General features: G+C 47.9%; 16 protein-coding genes. 12 read left to right on the top strand and 4 right to left on the bottom strand.

Annotation, left to right across the window (positions count from 1 at the left end):
- The first annotated feature begins 19 nt into the window (after positions 1–19).
- The 12 genes from KNP98_RS00840 to KNP98_RS00895 all read left to right on the top strand — a co-directional run bounded on the left by KNP98_RS00840 (position 20) and on the right by KNP98_RS00895 (position 8,790).
- Positions 20–865 (top strand): DegV family protein, encoded by an 846-nt coding sequence (locus tag KNP98_RS00840; protein WP_214810553.1) that lies wholly within the window; start codon positions 20–22, stop codon positions 863–865.
- A gap of 140 nt (positions 866–1,005) precedes the next feature.
- Positions 1,006–2,220, top strand: a complete 1,215-nt coding sequence (locus KNP98_RS00845) for a helicase-related protein (protein ID WP_214810555.1) — start codon at positions 1,006–1,008, stop codon at positions 2,218–2,220.
- Between the two features lie 272 nt (positions 2,221–2,492).
- A complete protein-coding gene (locus KNP98_RS15995) occupies positions 2,493–2,855 on the top strand; it encodes a ComF family protein (protein WP_353048579.1) in 363 nt (120 codons plus the stop codon).
- Between the two features lie 261 nt (positions 2,856–3,116).
- Complete coding sequence (locus KNP98_RS00855) at positions 3,117–3,278, top strand: hypothetical protein (RefSeq protein ID WP_159173375.1); 162 nt, start codon at positions 3,117–3,119, stop codon at positions 3,276–3,278.
- Positions 3,279–3,314: 36 nt separating this feature from the next.
- Positions 3,315–3,563, top strand: coding sequence for a flagellar biosynthesis anti-sigma factor FlgM (flgM, locus tag KNP98_RS00860; protein WP_088837793.1), 249 nt, complete (start codon positions 3,315–3,317; stop codon positions 3,561–3,563).
- Positions 3,564–3,652: 89 nt separating this feature from the next.
- Positions 3,653–4,060, top strand: a complete 408-nt coding sequence (locus KNP98_RS00865; RefSeq protein WP_088837792.1) for a flagellar protein FlgN — start codon at positions 3,653–3,655, stop codon at positions 4,058–4,060.
- Between the two features lie 12 nt (positions 4,061–4,072).
- Positions 4,073–5,599, top strand: a complete 1,527-nt coding sequence (gene flgK, locus KNP98_RS00870; protein WP_214768855.1) for a flagellar hook-associated protein FlgK — start codon at positions 4,073–4,075, stop codon at positions 5,597–5,599.
- 7 nt (positions 5,600–5,606) lie between these two features.
- On the top strand, positions 5,607–6,566 hold the full coding sequence (gene flgL, locus KNP98_RS00875; protein WP_029331458.1) for a flagellar hook-associated protein FlgL: 960 nt from the start codon (positions 5,607–5,609) through the stop codon (positions 6,564–6,566).
- Between the two features lie 14 nt (positions 6,567–6,580).
- The gene (locus tag KNP98_RS00880) at positions 6,581–7,159 is read left to right on the top strand and encodes a DUF6470 family protein (protein ID WP_088837790.1); all 579 of its coding nucleotides are present in this window, start codon (positions 6,581–6,583) and stop codon (positions 7,157–7,159) included.
- Between the two features lie 4 nt (positions 7,160–7,163).
- Positions 7,164–7,604, top strand: a complete 441-nt coding sequence (gene fliW, locus KNP98_RS00885; RefSeq protein ID WP_239456754.1) for a flagellar assembly protein FliW — start codon at positions 7,164–7,166, stop codon at positions 7,602–7,604.
- Positions 7,604–7,828, top strand: a complete 225-nt coding sequence (gene csrA, locus KNP98_RS00890; protein WP_029331452.1) for a carbon storage regulator CsrA — start codon at positions 7,604–7,606, stop codon at positions 7,826–7,828. The genes fliW and csrA overlap by 1 nt, the downstream gene beginning before the upstream one ends.
- 137 nt (positions 7,829–7,965) lie before the next feature.
- Positions 7,966–8,790: a squalene/phytoene synthase family protein gene (locus tag KNP98_RS00895; RefSeq protein ID WP_214810557.1), complete on the top strand. Its 825-nt coding sequence runs from the start codon at positions 7,966–7,968 to the stop codon at positions 8,788–8,790.
- A 702-nt stretch (positions 8,791–9,492) separates the two neighbouring features.
- Here KNP98_RS00895 and KNP98_RS00900 read toward each other — a convergent pair.
- From KNP98_RS00900 to KNP98_RS00915, 4 genes are all read right to left on the bottom strand, one after another.
- Positions 9,493–10,389 carry an alpha/beta hydrolase gene (locus tag KNP98_RS00900; protein ID WP_088837787.1) on the bottom strand — a complete coding sequence of 299 codons (897 nt, stop codon included), beginning with the start codon at positions 10,387–10,389 and terminating at the stop codon, positions 9,493–9,495.
- A gap of 32 nt (positions 10,390–10,421) precedes the next feature.
- Positions 10,422–11,303, bottom strand: a complete 882-nt coding sequence (locus KNP98_RS00905; protein ID WP_088837786.1) for a YitT family protein — start codon at positions 11,301–11,303, stop codon at positions 10,422–10,424.
- A gap of 86 nt (positions 11,304–11,389) precedes the next feature.
- Positions 11,390–14,215, bottom strand: coding sequence for a sensor domain-containing protein (locus tag KNP98_RS00910; RefSeq protein ID WP_214810558.1), 2,826 nt, complete (start codon positions 14,213–14,215; stop codon positions 11,390–11,392).
- 183 nt (positions 14,216–14,398) lie between these two features.
- Positions 14,399–15,538 carry a hypothetical protein gene (locus KNP98_RS00915; protein ID WP_214810559.1) on the bottom strand — a complete coding sequence of 380 codons (1,140 nt, stop codon included), beginning with the start codon at positions 15,536–15,538 and terminating at the stop codon, positions 14,399–14,401.
- Positions 15,539–15,579: the final 41 nt, after the last annotated feature.

The raw sequence follows: 15,579 nt of genomic DNA on the forward strand, positions 1-15,579 counted from the left end.
AAAGCGAGGAAATTCACGGATGAGCCAGATTGTGATTTTAACGGATAGTACAGCCTATCTGCCAACTACCTATTGTGAAGAAAATAATGTTCATGTCGCACCGCTCAGCGTCATTTTTGATGGTGACGCATACCGGGAAGGGTTCGATATCTCAGTCCCTGAGTTTTATGCGAAGATTCAAACGGGAAGTCTGCCAACGACTTCGCAGCCGAACATCGGTGACATCACGGATGCCTTTGAACGACTACCGGCGGGAACGGATATCATCGGAATTACGTTATCAAGCGGGATTAGTGGAACGTATCAAGCTTTACATACCATTAATATGATGGTGGATCACGTTCAAGTTCACCCGGTCGACTCACGAATTTCATGTATGCCGCAAGCATTCTTAGTGAAGGAGGCTGTCCGGATGCGTGATGCCGGGGCGACGGCAACAGAAATCGTCGCACGTCTTGAAGATCTTAAAGGGATGATTCGTGCGTATTTCGTCGTTGATGATTTAGAGCATTTACAACGGGGCGGACGTCTCAGTATGACGCAAGCCGTCGTTGGTTCTTTCTTAAAGATTAAACCGGTTCTTCATTTCGTCGATGGGAAAATCGTTCCGTTCGAAAAGATTCGGACGTTCAAACGGGCGGTTAAACGGATTGAAGAGATGATGGAAGATACGATTCATAATGAGGGTGCAGGATATGTCATCGGTGTCATCCATGCCGAAGACGATGCCAAAGCACGTGCTGAAATCGAAGTACTCGAGCAACGGTTCCCGAAAGCGCAAATTGAAATGAGCGTGTTCGGTCCGGTTATCGGGACACACCTTGGTCCTGGTGCGATCGGGATCACGTGGTACAAAGCGGATTAATGAAACAAGTGTTGCACCGGGAAAGAACATCACTTCAATGGGATGTTCTTTCTTTTTTGACTGGTCTTTACACTGCCGGCAGGAAGCGCACGCAAGACTGACGAAAGGAAGGGGAGTCTCATCAAGAAAGGGAGTGAGTCATGGATATTCGAGGACGCCTGATTCCGAGCGATCAAGTAAAGGTTTCGCTTGGTTCGAATGAACGTCGGTACCCTGCTGTGACGTGGCGGTGTCAACGATGCGGGGGACTGCCGACACGCGGACCATGTACATGCGGGAAACGCTGTTACTATTGTCGGCACTGCCTCATCTTCGGTAAATTAAGAACGTGTGATACGCTCGTCACGGATGCCCGTCCGCTTGATTCCGTCCTGCCGAGTCGGCACGAGGTGCTCGCATTAACACCCGACCAACAACGGGTTGCGACGACGATTGAACGAACGATTGAGCAACAAGGACGTTTGCTCGTCCACGCTGTCTGCGGTGCCGGAAAAACACCAATGCTGTTTCCCGGCATCGAGACGGCACTGCGTCTGAAGAAACGTGTCCTCATCACGACGCCACGGGCGGATGTCGTCCGAGAATTAACGTTACACGTCAAACGTGCTTTTTTGGACGCGCGAATCGTCTCGTTGTTCGGCGGCTCGGAGGAACGTCTTCAGCTCGGAGATATCACGATCAGTACGACCCATCAATTGATTCATTACCGTGCTTGCTTTGACGTCGTCTTCATCGATGAGGTCGATGCCTTTCCCTATAGTACGGACCGGACGCTACATCGCTACGTCAAACGGGTGATGTGCAGCGCGGCATCACTCATCCTTCTCAGTGCAACCCCTTCCTTTAGGAACAAACGCCTGCCGACCGTCCGCCTGATGCGGCGGTATCACGGCTTCCCGTTACCCGTTCCGCAACTCCACTTTTCCTATACACCAGCCCATTTGATTGAATGGCTTCACAGTCACGCAGACAAACCACGACTCGTCTTTGTGCCGACCGTTGCCGTACTCGCGTTATGGCAGGAGCGACTCGAACAAGCGGGATTAACGGCTGAAACGGTCCACGCGGCAGATCCTGGCCGGATCGTTAAGGTCGAACGCTTTCGGACGACAGCAACGATTTTATTGACGACAACGATTTTAGAACGTGGCGTCACCTTTTCGAACGTCCAAGTCGCGGTCGTCGATGCAGACGTGTCGTTTACGGCAGCGGCATTGATTCAAATCAGTGGACGTGTCGGGCGAGATGTCGATTTCCCGAGTGGGGACGTCATCTTTTTCGCAAATGATCGATCGAATGCGTTATACGAAGCAATCGCTGATATTCAGCGTGCGAACCGGGAGGGTTTCCGATGAATTGTCTGCTTTGCCAACAATTTTTTTTACCGAGCTGGTCATTGTCGAACGTATGGACTAGGCAAACGGTATGTCGAACCTGTAAAATAAAGTTTGTAAAAAGAGGGGAATGCACGGATTGTGGAAAACCGGGTCTCACCCTTTGCAGCGATTGTCAGCAGTGGCGGCGACTCGGTTATGATTTGAAGACGGACCCATTATTTTTATATGAGGCAACCGCAAAGGATTTTTTGAAGCGCTATAAGTTTTTAGGGGATACGGCGCTGTTGGACGTGTTTAAAGAAGAGCTGAAGAAGGTAAAAGTGAAACAGGATTTCATTGTGCCGATTCCGCTCAGTCGAGAGCGACTGAGCGAACGGCGTTTCAATCAGGCGGAAGGCATCGCCCGGATGATGCGTGGAAAGGTCACATTGTGTTTGGCACGTTCAGATGGTCCAGCGCAAAGTCGCAAGGCGAGGCGAGAGCGCCTGTCTCGGACCAATCCGTATGAAGTGATCACTTCCGTCGAGGGGAAAACGATTTTACTCGTCGATGATGTGTATACGACGGGAACGACCTTGCATCAAGCGGCTTTGCGACTACGTGAAGCAGGTGCAAAAGAAATTTCTGCCGTAACTTTATTTCGAAGTGTTTAAGAATTCTTCATTTCTGCCGATATTCATAATGAGGTGAAGGAAATGGATGTGTTAAACTGCAAATCTTGCGGGAAATTATTTGTTCGTCAATCTTCTGACCTGTGCATCGATTGCATTAGGAAAGATCATACTGATTTTGAGAAGGTGCGTGAGTTCCTGCGAGAACGGCGGAAAATCCGAACCTCACCTATTGATGTTGAGCAAGCGGTCGGGGTCAAACGAGAAACAGTCCTCCGGTACATTAGGGATGGGCGTTTACTGATGTCAGAAATCACACAGATGGAAATCACGTGTGAGAGTTGCGGGAAACCTTCCCGTGACGGTACGATTTGTGCCGATTGTCGTGAGAAATTACGACGCGACCTCGCCCAAGCGATGCTAGATTCTTCTGCCCCTTCGAAACCGAGAACGTATCGAACATGAATTAAGAATCTTGTAATCTAGAAAGCAGGTGTTCACATGCGAATTGATTCTACGAAATGGGTGAATATGCCTAAAGCGTACGAAAGAAATCAAGCAGTAGAAGGAACAGAAGCAAAACGTACGAATCGGCCGGATGAAGTGACAATCTCGAGTGAAGCGCGTGCGCGTTTCAATGAGACACCAACATCACGGACCGAAAAAATCGAATCCCTTCGTCAAGCCATTCAGGATGGAACCTATAAACCAGACGCGAAAAAAATCGCGGAGCGTTTTTTGAACTTGTAAGAGGGACAACTATGACAGTAGAGGCGACTCGGGGCACGGATGCGCGGGTCGCTTTTTATATGAAGAGCAAACTGTGAGGAGGCAATCGGATGGAAATCCTTGAACAACTCGTAAGTGAGCACGATGCTTTATTGGATCTTGCAAAAGAAAAAAAGACAATTTTGATTCAAAATGATATGAAGCGACTCTCACAAATCGTCAAAGAAGAACCGGTACATCTGAAACGGATTGAACAGCTCGAACAACAACGGCTTGAACGGATGGGACAGGTGACGATGACCGAGTGGTTACAAGATCACCCGGAGGATGTCGCTTCATTACGCCGCTTGTTACAGACGATCGGTCAACTCAAACGACTGAACGACCTGAACGCTGAATTACTCGAACAATCGCTTCATTATCTCGATTGGCACTTACAATTGCTGATCCCGGAAGCCGATGATTTTACATATGGTCAGTCCGCACTCGACCGCACACACTTCAACCGGAATGCTTAAGGAGGTAGACGAATGGCATCAACTTTTATGGGGCTTGAGACAGGACGTCGGGCACTGACGACGAACCAATGGGCGCTCCAATCCACAGGAAACAATATTGCGAACGCCGGAACGGCTGGTTTTTCACGTCAGCGCTTAATCATGGCGACGACAGAGCAACTCTCGATGTCGATCGGAACGGGCAAGATGGGGCAAATCGGCACAGGGGTCAAAGGGGAATTGCTTGAACGGGTGCGTGACGTGATGCTCGATAAACAGTATCGCGACGAAGCGACGAAGACATCGTACTATGGTACGAAAGAAGCGGCATTCGGCCGAATGGAAGACATCATCAATGAACCGTCGGATACCGGTCTATCAAAAGCTTTTGATGGATTTTGGGAGTCGCTTCAAACACTGTCGACGAATCCGCAAGATTCCGGGGCGCGCAGTGTCGTCCGTCAAAAAGCAGAAACCTTGACGCAAACGTTCAACTACATGGCGAAGGCGCTTAATCAAGTGCAAGGCGACCTGAAAAGCGAAATCGACGTCTCGACGAAAAAAGTCAACGATTTGTTCAAAAAAATTCACAATATCAATGCGGAAATCCATACGGTTGAGCCGCTCGGCGTCTTACCGAATGCGCTATACGATGAGCGGGACCGTTACTTTGATGAGCTCGCTGAATATGTCGACTTTGAAAAAGTCTCCGTCGACAGCGATGCGATCCAGCAAGGGCAGCTCGGAAATACCGTCAAAACGGCAGAAGGACGAATCGATGTCCGGATTAAACTACCGAACGGCGATAAGTTGCTTGCAGTCGACTCGGATTTACCGAAGGCCGGGACACTCACGTTCACGACCGATGCGAACGGACTCTATACAGGGTTTAAAACAGATTCACAAACGATTTCATTTGACACAGCAGGCGGCTTCTCATCAGGACGGCTAATCGGTCTGATTGAGATGTATGGTCATGTCGAGAATGGTCAAGCAACGGGCGAATACGTCAACATGCAAGGGCACCTCGATGAGATGGCAGCAACATTTGCCGAAGCCTTCAACACAGCCCACGCAGGGAATCTTAAAAAAGACGGGACGAATGGGACAAACGAATTTTTCGGTTCATCCAACGGTCCGATCACAGCGAAGACGATCGCACTAGGAAGCGAAATCAAGAGGAGTCTCGATAACATCGCGACGTCGACGGATGGAAACATCGGGGACAGCGCCGGTGCCTTGAAGCTCGCCAACATGAAGACGGCAAGCATTCGTTTCGACCAGTCGGATACGACAACGACAATCGGTTCCTTTTATCAAAACGTCATCGGTGACATGGCGGTCGCGACCGACCAAGTCGCGCGACTCGGGCAAAGCTCGGCCGTCTTGATGGAAAGCGCGGAACAGCGCCGTATGTCAGTCTCGGCTGTCTCAATCGATGAAGAGATGACGATGATGATTCAGTACCAACATGCTTACAACGCGGCAGCGCGTAATATCACGACGGTTGATGAGATGCTCGATAAGATCATCAACGGTATGGGAATCGTAGGACGGTGATGACTAAATGAGAGTAACGCAAACGATGCTGACGAAAACGAATATCGGACACTTATCGTCAAGCTACCAAAAATTAAGCACATTACAAGAGCAATTGATCAGCGGTAAAAAAATCCAACGTCCCTCGGAAGACCCCGTCGTCGCGATGCAAGGAATCCGTTACCGGACAGAAGTCCGTGAAGTCGAACAGTTCAAAAAGAACGTCAACGAAGCGACAGGTTGGATGGACTTAACCGATTCGGCACTGAACGAAGTGACGTCAGCGATGAGTCGTGTTCGTGAATTGACGACGCAAGCAGCAACGGATACGTATGACGCGACACAACGAAAAGCAATTCAAAGTGAGGTCGGGCAGCTGATTGAACACATCGGGACACTCGCCAACACGAAATACAATGAAAAAGTCATCTTCAACGGAACGAAGACGGATCAACCGTTCGTTTCGATGGAAGGTCTAAAAGAGTATTTAGCGACGCCCGGTAAGTCTGTCGATACGGTCTTTACGGACGGAAACCCGGCCGGTAAAGACAGCGAAGTAATCCGCTATGAAGTGTCGTCAGGAATCGAAGTCCAGGTCAATGTCTCGCCGACGAGCGTGTTTAGCGCAGAGACGTTTACAACACTAAAAAAATTATATGATGCGCTTGGTGGTGTCTCAGACACGGGAGCCGTCGATAGCTCAAACAATGGAGCCGAGTTGTCAGGGATGCTAAAGGATTTAGACACGATGCTGAATCAAACGGTCGAGACACGAGCGGATCTCGGAGCACGCGTCAATCGTCTTGAACTGAATGCGTCACGCCTTGAAGATCAAGAAATCATCGCGAAATCCGTCATGTCGGATAACGAAGACATCGAAGCGGAAAAAGTCATCATGGAACTCAAATCGTACGAGACGCTTCACCGGGCCGCACTCAGTGCCGGTGCGCGAATCATTCAACCGACACTACTCGATTTCCTACGTTAAGGAGGTGACGGGAGATGAACCTTCCGCATCTTGAAATGCGTCAAACGTCTGCTAAAATCGGTATCAATACGACACGGGCGACGCTTGAACAACACCAACAACAAGCCTCCTTGTCAATCGAGCAACCGAAAGGCGAGCTGTCGCTCGAAACGGTCGCGGCACGACTCGAAATTGATTCATCCCAGGCATGGATTGAAATCGGACGAATCCCGGCATTTGAATCCGTTCAGCGTTATGCTGATTACGGACGACAAATGGGACAACAAGCAGTCGGGCGGGCAGCAGCTGAAGGGGATCAGTTGATGCGGATCGAGCAACGGGGAGATGCCGTTGCTCGCATCGCGACATCCCGGCAAGCACCACCGGCAGAAGTGACGACGCTCGGCTTTACGCCACGCAGTCTCGACCGGGTCAAAATCAATTACACACCGGCAGAGGTGCGTGTCAACTATACGGCGCAAAAACCGCAAATCGATGTTGAGATACATCGACCGGAATTAAACGTCACGCCAGGCACGACAGAAATTTACCTACGGGAACAAAATCAACTGGATATGTGGCCAGTCGGCGGCATATTCGATGGGGAAGGATAATCACATGCATATCGAAACAGATTTTTTTGGAACGGTTCAAATCGAGGAAAGTGAAATCATCACGTTCGCTTCCGAAGTACCCGGTTTTCCAGAGGCACGTCGTTTTATCTTATTACCGTTCGGAGAAGGCATTCCGTTCTGGTCCTTCCAATCGATTGATCAAACGGAATGCGCATTCGTCGTGACGAATCCGTTTTGGATTGATCCGGAGTATGTCTTTGAATTACCAGAATCAGCGAAAGAACAACTCGGTATCCAAGATACGGCACAAGTCGCTGTCTATACGACGGTCACGTTACGTGAACGGTTCGAGGAGTCGACGACGAACTTACGCGCACCGTTCGTAATGGAGACGAAACGTCGGCAAGCGAAACAAGTCATCCTTGATGAAACGTATTCAAACCGGCATGTGATTGGTAGTCTAACGGAAGTAGGTGGTCGCTGATGCTCGTCTTAAAACGTAAAACGGGGGAAGCGATTCAAATCGGGGATGATATCGAGTTGACGGTTCTTGCAATCGAAGGGGACCAAATCAAACTCGGAATCGATGCGCCGCGTCACATCGACATCCATCGGAAAGAAATTTATCTTGCAATCCAAGATGAAAATGCGGAAGCATCTCGAAGTACCGGATTGATGAGTCAGTTGTTAAAACAGCGTTCTGAATAATGAGGTGAACTTCTTTTGTGCGCACGCGACCAAAAGAAGTTTTTTTCATTTCTACGAAAAAAATGCTCATTCCTTTCGAATCGTGTATAGTAATGTAGAGAAAAGAAACCTTTTTAGACAAAGAGGGAGTGTAAGCAATGAATGAGACGAAGCAGCTGAAAAAAGATGCGAATCGTGTACTAAAAGCGACGAGCCGAACCTTTTATATACCAATCAGTCGCCTATCGCAAGAACTGCAAGAGGCAGTCGGGTCTGCCTACCTGTGCATGCGTGCGATTGATGAGATTGAGGACCATGAAGACTTGCCGACAGACGTCAAGACGACGCTCCTTCGGGAGACGGCCCTCCAGATGCGTGGAACGTTTTCGGGAGCTGCTTATCAAGCATTGATTGCACCGTATGCAAATCAGTTGCCGGAAGTGACACTTCGTCTTTCAGAATGGATTGCCTACTGCCCGAGTGGTATCCGAGCGAAAGTTCTTGAATCGACGGCAGAGATGGCAGAAGGGATGGCCGTCTGGGCAGAACGTGATTGGACGGTCGAAACGGAAGCGGATCTTGATGAGTACACGTATTATGTTGCGGGACTCGTCGGTGTCATGTTGTCAGATATTTGGTACTGGAAAGCGGGTATCGTCACGGATAAACAACAGGCGATTGGTTTTGGTCGGGGACTCCAAGCAGTTAACATCTTACGGAACCAACAAGAAGATGCAGAACGCGGTGTCGGATACTTCCCACCCGGTTGGACGACGGAGACGATGTTTACGTACGCGCAGGATAACTTGGCAGAAGCGGATTTGTATCTCGCGTCGATTCCGAAAGAGACGACGATCTACGAATTTTGTAAGATTCCACTTGCCCTCGCACATGGAACGCTGGATGCGCTCGCTCGGGGAAAAGAGAAGCTCAGTCGACCAGAAGTCTTGAAAATCGTCGGAAGTGTGGTTTTAAAACGATAATGAACTGACTAAAAGAGAAACACTTACACATGACGCTTGGCAGGATGAGGCGTGTGGGTAAGTGTTTTTTGTCGTTAGCAAGAGTCCGGAACTTTAATGTTCTGCCGCGGTTTCTGAACAGTGTAGTAGCTGGGTTTAAACGTGTGGACAACGTGCAATCGGGAGAGAAGGCGTCTGTTTTCGTTGCTTTCCTAGCCGTTGCTCCTTGGATTCTAGCGGACAACGAGCAGGGTCTTGCCTGCCTCTGAAAGTGCGTTAAAAACGCACTTTTTCCCGTAGGAGTCAACGAAACGTGACGCTTTTTAGGTAATACCGTGACAGAAATCCAGGCATGCAGGCGGTTTAGAGCGCAATCCGTCTCGAATCGCTTAGAACCGCGAAAAGCAATCGGTCGCGACCCTGCAGCTTTGCTGTATCGGCGTGACCGATTGCCGCTTTGAAGACGAGGCGAGACAGGGAAGCGCGAACGGATCGCATCTCGTTATAGCATGTTCACGCTTCATAAGCATTTGTCTAAGGTCTGAGCGTAGTCGCCGTGTTTTTCTCTACTTCGAATCATTTTAGTGAAGTCGTCCCAAACAAAAAAGAGTCTAACCTACTGATACAAGATCAGCTTGGATTGACTCTTTTTTCTGGATTAAGAGATTGAAGGTACAGCGACTGTTCCTTAATTAAAGAGTTGCTGCGATTATTGATGTGAAATCATTTGATGTCTTCTAAATAAGATAGGACCTTGTCTTCATAGGCTTTGCGGTCATGGGCATAAGACTGGACATGTCCGCCGTTTTCCGTCACATAAAGCTCAGAATGTGGCGCCGCTTTTTGAAGGCGCATGCTTTCCGTGACCGGAATCGCATCATCGTCCTTGCCATGAATCATCAGGATGGGAAGATCAATCCGTCGAATCGCTTCAATCGGTTTGACACGTTCCGGGTTCAGCCCTGTCAGTGGAGGCGTCACTTGCAGGATGACGGGTGTGAACGGGAAGTTCGGCAACCCGCTCCAGACGGGGAGGTTCGTTTCTAAATAATTTTCTAAATCACTGAACGGACTATCCGCGATGACACCGGCGACATCTGCTTTTGGAGCCGTGACAAGGGCAGTCGAAGCGCCCATTGAGATACCATAAAGAACAACCGGCTCTGAAGCACGTGATTTGGCATAGCTGACAGCTGTCAGCAAGTCATCTTGTTCTTTTGCCCCGACCGTGACACGTTTTCCTTCCGAGATCCCGGACCCGCGGAAATCAAATGTTAAGACGTTATAGCCGGCATCATGAAATTTTTTGAAGAGCGGGAAGATGGGGACATCCGTCTGTTCCCGGTTTTTCCCATAGCCGTGAGCAAAGACGATTGTCAGTTTCGCATCCTCACTCGGAATCCACCAGCCGGATAGCCGCGTGCGATCTTTTAGCGAGCGGAAGGAGACGTCTTCATAAGCCAGTTTTTCTGCTTTTTTAGGATTCGTCGTCAATGCTTCCCGTTCCGGTTTCGTTAAGGACGAACCGACATAAGCAGAAATTCCGACGAGAGCAATCAACAAAAGAACGATGACGAGGATCAATCCCCCGATGATTTTCTTGCGATGTTTCTTCAACAACGGCGCGACTCCCTTTCTCGAACAACTGTGAATTAATGAATATCTTTTTTCTTGAAGCGGCCACCGTGGACGTCATGAATGTTGCCGATGGCGATGAAGGCCTGTTCGTCGAAGTCGCGGACGATTTCTTTTAATTTCGTTTCTTCGAGCCGGCTGATGACACAAAAAATGACTTTCTTATCATCTCCGGAAAAGGATCCTTCTCCGTGTAAGTACGTCATGCTCCGACCGAGCCGGTCCATGATGGCAAGGCCGATTTCTTCGTAGTTCTCAGAAATGATCCATACACTCTTTGATTGATCGAGTCCGTCAATGACGACATCAATTGTCTTGAAGGCAATGAAATACGTAATCAGCGAGTACATCGCCCGGTCCCAACCGAAGACGAATCCGGCTGCTCCGAGGATGAAGACGTTAAAGAACATTACAATTTCACCGACGGAAAAGGGGGTCGAGCGACTGAAGGAAACAGCAAGAATCTCCGTTCCGTCGAGCGATCCACTGGCCCGGATGACGATACCGACGCCAATTCCGAGAATTAAACCACCGAAGACGGTCGCAAGGAGATCGACGTTCGTCATCGGTCCGATGCCTTCGAGTAATTTCGTCGCGACCGCCATGATGAAAATTGCATAAAGCGTAGACAGGGCAAAGGTCTTACCAATCTGTTTATAACCAAAAAAGATGAACGGGATATTTAAAAAGAAGAGCCATAATGCAAGTGTCGTATCCGTCAGTTTTGACCCAATGATGGAAATTCCGACAATCCCACCATCGATGATATTATTCGGAACAAGGAATCCTTTCAAACCGATTGCGAAGACGATGGCACCAATCGTCAATAACAAAAGGCGGCGTATAAGTTGCCATTTCGTCGTTCGTCGGTGAGCTTTCGTTTGGATCGCACCACTCATCGAATTCCCCCTTTTTGAAAAGTGTTTCTGTGTTTACTATAACAAAAAAGCACTAAGGCATGCGAGAGCAACCTTAGTGCGAATAATTAGATAAACGGTCGAATTGATTGGAAAAATCGTAAAACGAGTTCTGCTTCCGAAGTGTTCGTATAGGCACCGATATATTGTCCATGTTCGAAACCGATGACGGTCAGTGTGCAGCTGACAAGTTGTAACCCTTCGGATAAACGGACTTCGAAGGTCGCTGTGTTTAAAGGCAGCGGGACTTCTGTTGTGAAATAGAGGTGGCGTGTATCCGTCTGATGCGCATGAATGTCCGAATAATCGAAATCCAGCGCCATTTCATGGTGCGTCAACATCTTAATTTTCCCTTCAATCGAAAAACTGGGAGTACCTTCACTTGTCAGGGCGCAGGATTCAATCGGATACAAAATTTCCCGTAACAAATAACTTTGCATGATTTCTGTTGAAACAGGACGACTGAACAAATATCCTTGAATGTTCGGACAATTGAGGGCACGGAACGTTTCCAGCTGTCGTATCGTTTCAATACCTTCTGCAACGACGGAAAGATTGAAGACGGACGCCATATAAAGAATGCTTTTAACAATGGCCTGTGCTTTTGCGTCATCAGCAATGTGCGTTGCAAACTGACGGTCAATCTTGACGACATCAATCGGATATCGCTGTAAATAAACCATCGATGAGTAACCTTTACCAAAGTCATCCAATGCAATTCGAACACCGAGGTGACTTAAGTGTTCGAGCATACGGTTCGTGTTCGGGTCTTCCATAATAAGTGCTGCTTCCGTGATTTCGAGTTCAAATAAATGAGGGGATAAATTGTATTTTAGCAATGCCTGCTCAATCTGATGTTCAAAACCGGGAATCAAGAAACGTTTTGGTGAGACGTTCACTGAAATTGGAATAAGATTTGAACCGGCCCGTGCCCAAGAGTTCATTGCTTGGCATGCGGTCTCAATGACCCAGTCGCCAATTGCAAGATGAAGTGAGCTTTCCTCAGCAAGGGGGATGAAGTCATTTGGCGGAATCCGTCCCCATTCTGGATGTTGCCAACGGATTAAAGCTTCGAGTCCAATGATTTTTCCGGTCCAGCTATCGACTTTCGGTTGGTATTCAAGGAATAGCTCGTTGCGTTCAATGGCATAGTGTAAGTCTTGTTCGAGTCGGTAACGTCTGTAGTAATCGATGTCAAGATTCGAAGCGTAATGATGAAACGTACTGTGATCTTCCCGTCGTGAACGGCGTAAGGCAGTGTAGGAATGTTTTAGCAGTTCAATCGCATCCTGACTGTCTCCCGGGAAACGACTAACCCCAGCAGAAATACGGGCGAACAATTCATACGGTTCAATCAAAATCGGATTTGCCGAGAGTGCGAGCAGTTTTTCCGCACAGGAAGTAATGTCATCACTGTAACTGGAGGGTACGAGCATGGCATACTCATCTCCCCCAAGATGGCCAAGGAATACTTCTTCCGGTTTAGTGATCGACAGAATGCGACTCGTCGCTTGTAACCATTGATCACCGGATGCATGGCCGAACGCGTTATTGATTTCAGAAATCCGGTTGAAGGAAACCGAAAGAACGGAGAAAGATTGATCGTTCTTCATCCATTCCTCAATGGTGTCCGTTAATAATTGACGGTTCGGCAATTCGGTGATTGCATCAATCAATGCGAGTTGCTGCAGCCGTTCCTCATACTCTTTTTGAAGCGTGATGTCATGCATGATACTGTTTGAATAGGCAATGTTCCCATCCAGGTGGAAAACAGGTAACTGTTGATCTTCAATCCATTTCCGTCGTCCATCTGGAAAGCGGAGACGATATTGAATCGTTCCGGATTTTCCAGAAAGCAGTTGTTGGATAAAATGTTTCATCGCCAGGTGATCCCGTTCGTCTATTCGCTCGAATAGCCATTTTTGACTTAAGCACAAATCCTCTGGCAATTCTTCAAAAATTTGAAGAAACCCCTGGGAGTGGAAGAGGACTCGGCCAGTAGAAGGGTCGATTTGCGAAATGGCTGCATCAAGCGCTTCGTAAATTTCACGTGTCTGTTCCCGTTCAAGCGTTAATTGGCGTCGCGCTTCGTTGACTTCCGATAAGTCATACAGGATAACGGAAATTAGTTCATTGTTTTCCGGGCGGCGAAATGCTTTTAAGCGTAATAATTGATATCCGTTTGAGGCATTTAAGACAGAAACCTCTTGTTCAAACATCTCCACTTCACAATCAATGAGTCGCTCCATATTAAACAGAAGCGGGTCAAAATCGCGCGGGTGAATGAGGTTATGTAACTGTTCGCGTGATAATGTCCCCAACTCGTCAGATGAAACGCCTAAGTAATTCATCAAAGAGGCGGAATGTTCGATGCTCCTCGTAGAAGGATCGTAATGGAAGACAACAAGTTCTGGAATGTGTTCCGTTAGTTCGAGCTGTGATCGAATTTGAACAACATCTTCTTCAAGTTGTTTTTCTCGAGTGATATCACGTGCGATCCCGTATACACCAATGACTCGATTATCTTGAAGAATGGGCATGTTCGTAATCTTTAAGGTCAGCCGATAATGATCGTTATGGAGGCCTTGGGCGGTGTAGTGAACGGTCTCTCCTGTAAGAGCACGTTCAAAAAATGCTGTGACTGCATCAATTTGTTCAGGGGGATTAAATACTCCAAAGTGTTCATACAGTGTTTCCGTGGAATACCCAAGCATTGCAGGCAATTTTTCATTGAAATATATGATTTCACCAAGATGGTTAAAAAAGAAAATCGCATCCGCGTTTTGATGGAAAAAGAATTCTGCGCTATCGGGATGTGAGAGTTCTAATCCACCAATGAATAGAGGGGATGTCGATGAACGACTTAGTCGTTGCATAGCGTCGAAAAAAGTCATAGCTATATCTCCTCACTAGAATGTAATTCAAGAATCTGTAATCCTATTTCTAGTATCGGTTCTAAGTGGCGACAATTGCAATTAAAGTTCGAAAAATAGACTGTTTTTTCAAAAAAAGAGAATCGGAATATCAAAAAACAAATAAAAGAACAGGTACAGAAGCACCTGTTCTTTTTGAATGGATTAAATGGCAAGATCGACAGATGTCTCGCTTGCATTCGGGTCCGTTGATTGATCCGTATTCTTTTCGTTCATTCCGTGGTGACGACCACCTTGTCTACCATCGCGTGGTCCTTGCTTAAGGTCGTCATAACTTGAGACCTGATCCGCACGTTCTTGCATCCGTTCCTTCATCGACGTCGCTTGTTTTTCTGTGATGGAACCGTCTGCTAGTTTCGCATCAATTGCAGCCGTTTGAGCGGTGAGGACTGCTTGCTCGAAGTCGTCGAAGGCGATATTGTTCGCTTCCGCAAATTCAGGAAGTGCTTGATCGGCAGCTTCGAATTGCGCTTCATCGAGTTTGAGACTCGCTAAGACCGTTGCAGTCGTGTCACCGAAGACGTCGCGTGCTCCGCCGTCACGTTTGCCTTGTCCTTGTTTTTCCCGATCCGGCAACTCGTCATAACTCGTCATGTCTGAGAACTCTTCCGTCATCCGTTCTTTAATCGTCGTCGCCTGTTTTTCCGTCATCTTACCGTCTTTGACGAATTGGTCAAGTTGTTCTGATTGTGAGGCGATGACCGCTTTTTTGTAGTCGGCGAACTGGATTGATTGGGCTTTCGCGAACGCGGCGAGTGATTGGTTTGCAGCATCGAAGTCCTCTTGATTTAAGTTGAGTGCGGCAAGGACGTCTGCGACGAGTTCTTTATTAAAGAAACCGCCCTTGTTACCGTGACGTTGCCCTTTAGGTTGCTGTTCTTTCAATTCGTCATAGCTCGAGACTTTGCTGAAGCGCTCCGTTTGACGTTCTAACATATCAGCGGATTGTGTTTTCGTAAGATCCCCTGAGGCGACAAGACTAGCGAGTTGTTCTTTTGTTGCTGCAAGTTCAGCCGCTTTGTAGTCGGTGAACGAGATGCCTTTTTCTTCTGCGAGCTCAGCGATCGATGTCTTCGCTTCCCGTGCTGTTTGTGCCTCGTCTTCTGTGATGCCGAGTTTATCTAAGAGGATTGTAACGTCCATTTTTTTCATACCTTCGAAGTGATGACGCTCGGATTTCGTTTTCGATGCATCGCTATCATTTGTTGCAGCGAGAGCAGAAGCTCCTCCTACTGTTAATGCGCTGATTGTAAGTGCGGTGATCCATTGTTTTTTGAATTTCATGGTTGATCACTCCTTTCACCTTGTATGTTAGCGTGGATCGA

It is taken from the genome of Exiguobacterium sp. s127, from assembly GCF_018618695.1.
In the GTDB taxonomy this organism is placed as follows: domain Bacteria; phylum Bacillota; class Bacilli; order Exiguobacteriales; family Exiguobacteriaceae; genus Exiguobacterium_A; species Exiguobacterium_A oxidotolerans.

Bases quoted from the DNA above. Each gene is read 5' to 3' on its own strand.
- KNP98_RS00880 (WP_088837790.1), top strand. From the start codon at position 6,581: ATGAACCTTCCGCATCTTGAAATGCGTCAAACGTCTGCTAAAATCGGT.
- csrA (WP_029331452.1), top strand. From the start codon at position 7,604: ATGCTCGTCTTAAAACGTAAAACGGGGGAAGCGATTCAAATCGGGGAT.
- KNP98_RS00905 (WP_088837786.1), bottom strand. From the start codon at position 11,303: ATGAGTGGTGCGATCCAAACGAAAGCTCACCGACGAACGACGAAATGG.
- flgM (WP_088837793.1), top strand. From the start codon at position 3,315: ATGCGAATTGATTCTACGAAATGGGTGAATATGCCTAAAGCGTACGAA.
- KNP98_RS00895 (WP_214810557.1), top strand. From the start codon at position 7,966: ATGAATGAGACGAAGCAGCTGAAAAAAGATGCGAATCGTGTACTAAAA.
- KNP98_RS00845 (WP_214810555.1), top strand. From the start codon at position 1,006: ATGGATATTCGAGGACGCCTGATTCCGAGCGATCAAGTAAAGGTTTCG.
- KNP98_RS00910 (WP_214810558.1), bottom strand. From the start codon at position 14,215: ATGACTTTTTTCGACGCTATGCAACGACTAAGTCGTTCATCGACATCC.
- KNP98_RS00915 (WP_214810559.1), bottom strand. From the start codon at position 15,538: ATGAAATTCAAAAAACAATGGATCACCGCACTTACAATCAGCGCATTA.
- flgK (WP_214768855.1), top strand. From the start codon at position 4,073: ATGGCATCAACTTTTATGGGGCTTGAGACAGGACGTCGGGCACTGACG.
- KNP98_RS00840 (WP_214810553.1), top strand. From the start codon at position 20: ATGAGCCAGATTGTGATTTTAACGGATAGTACAGCCTATCTGCCAACT.
- KNP98_RS00865 (WP_088837792.1), top strand. From the start codon at position 3,653: ATGGAAATCCTTGAACAACTCGTAAGTGAGCACGATGCTTTATTGGAT.
- KNP98_RS00855 (WP_159173375.1), top strand. From the start codon at position 3,117: ATGTCAGAAATCACACAGATGGAAATCACGTGTGAGAGTTGCGGGAAA.
- fliW (WP_239456754.1), top strand. From the start codon at position 7,164: ATGCATATCGAAACAGATTTTTTTGGAACGGTTCAAATCGAGGAAAGT.
- flgL (WP_029331458.1), top strand. From the start codon at position 5,607: ATGAGAGTAACGCAAACGATGCTGACGAAAACGAATATCGGACACTTA.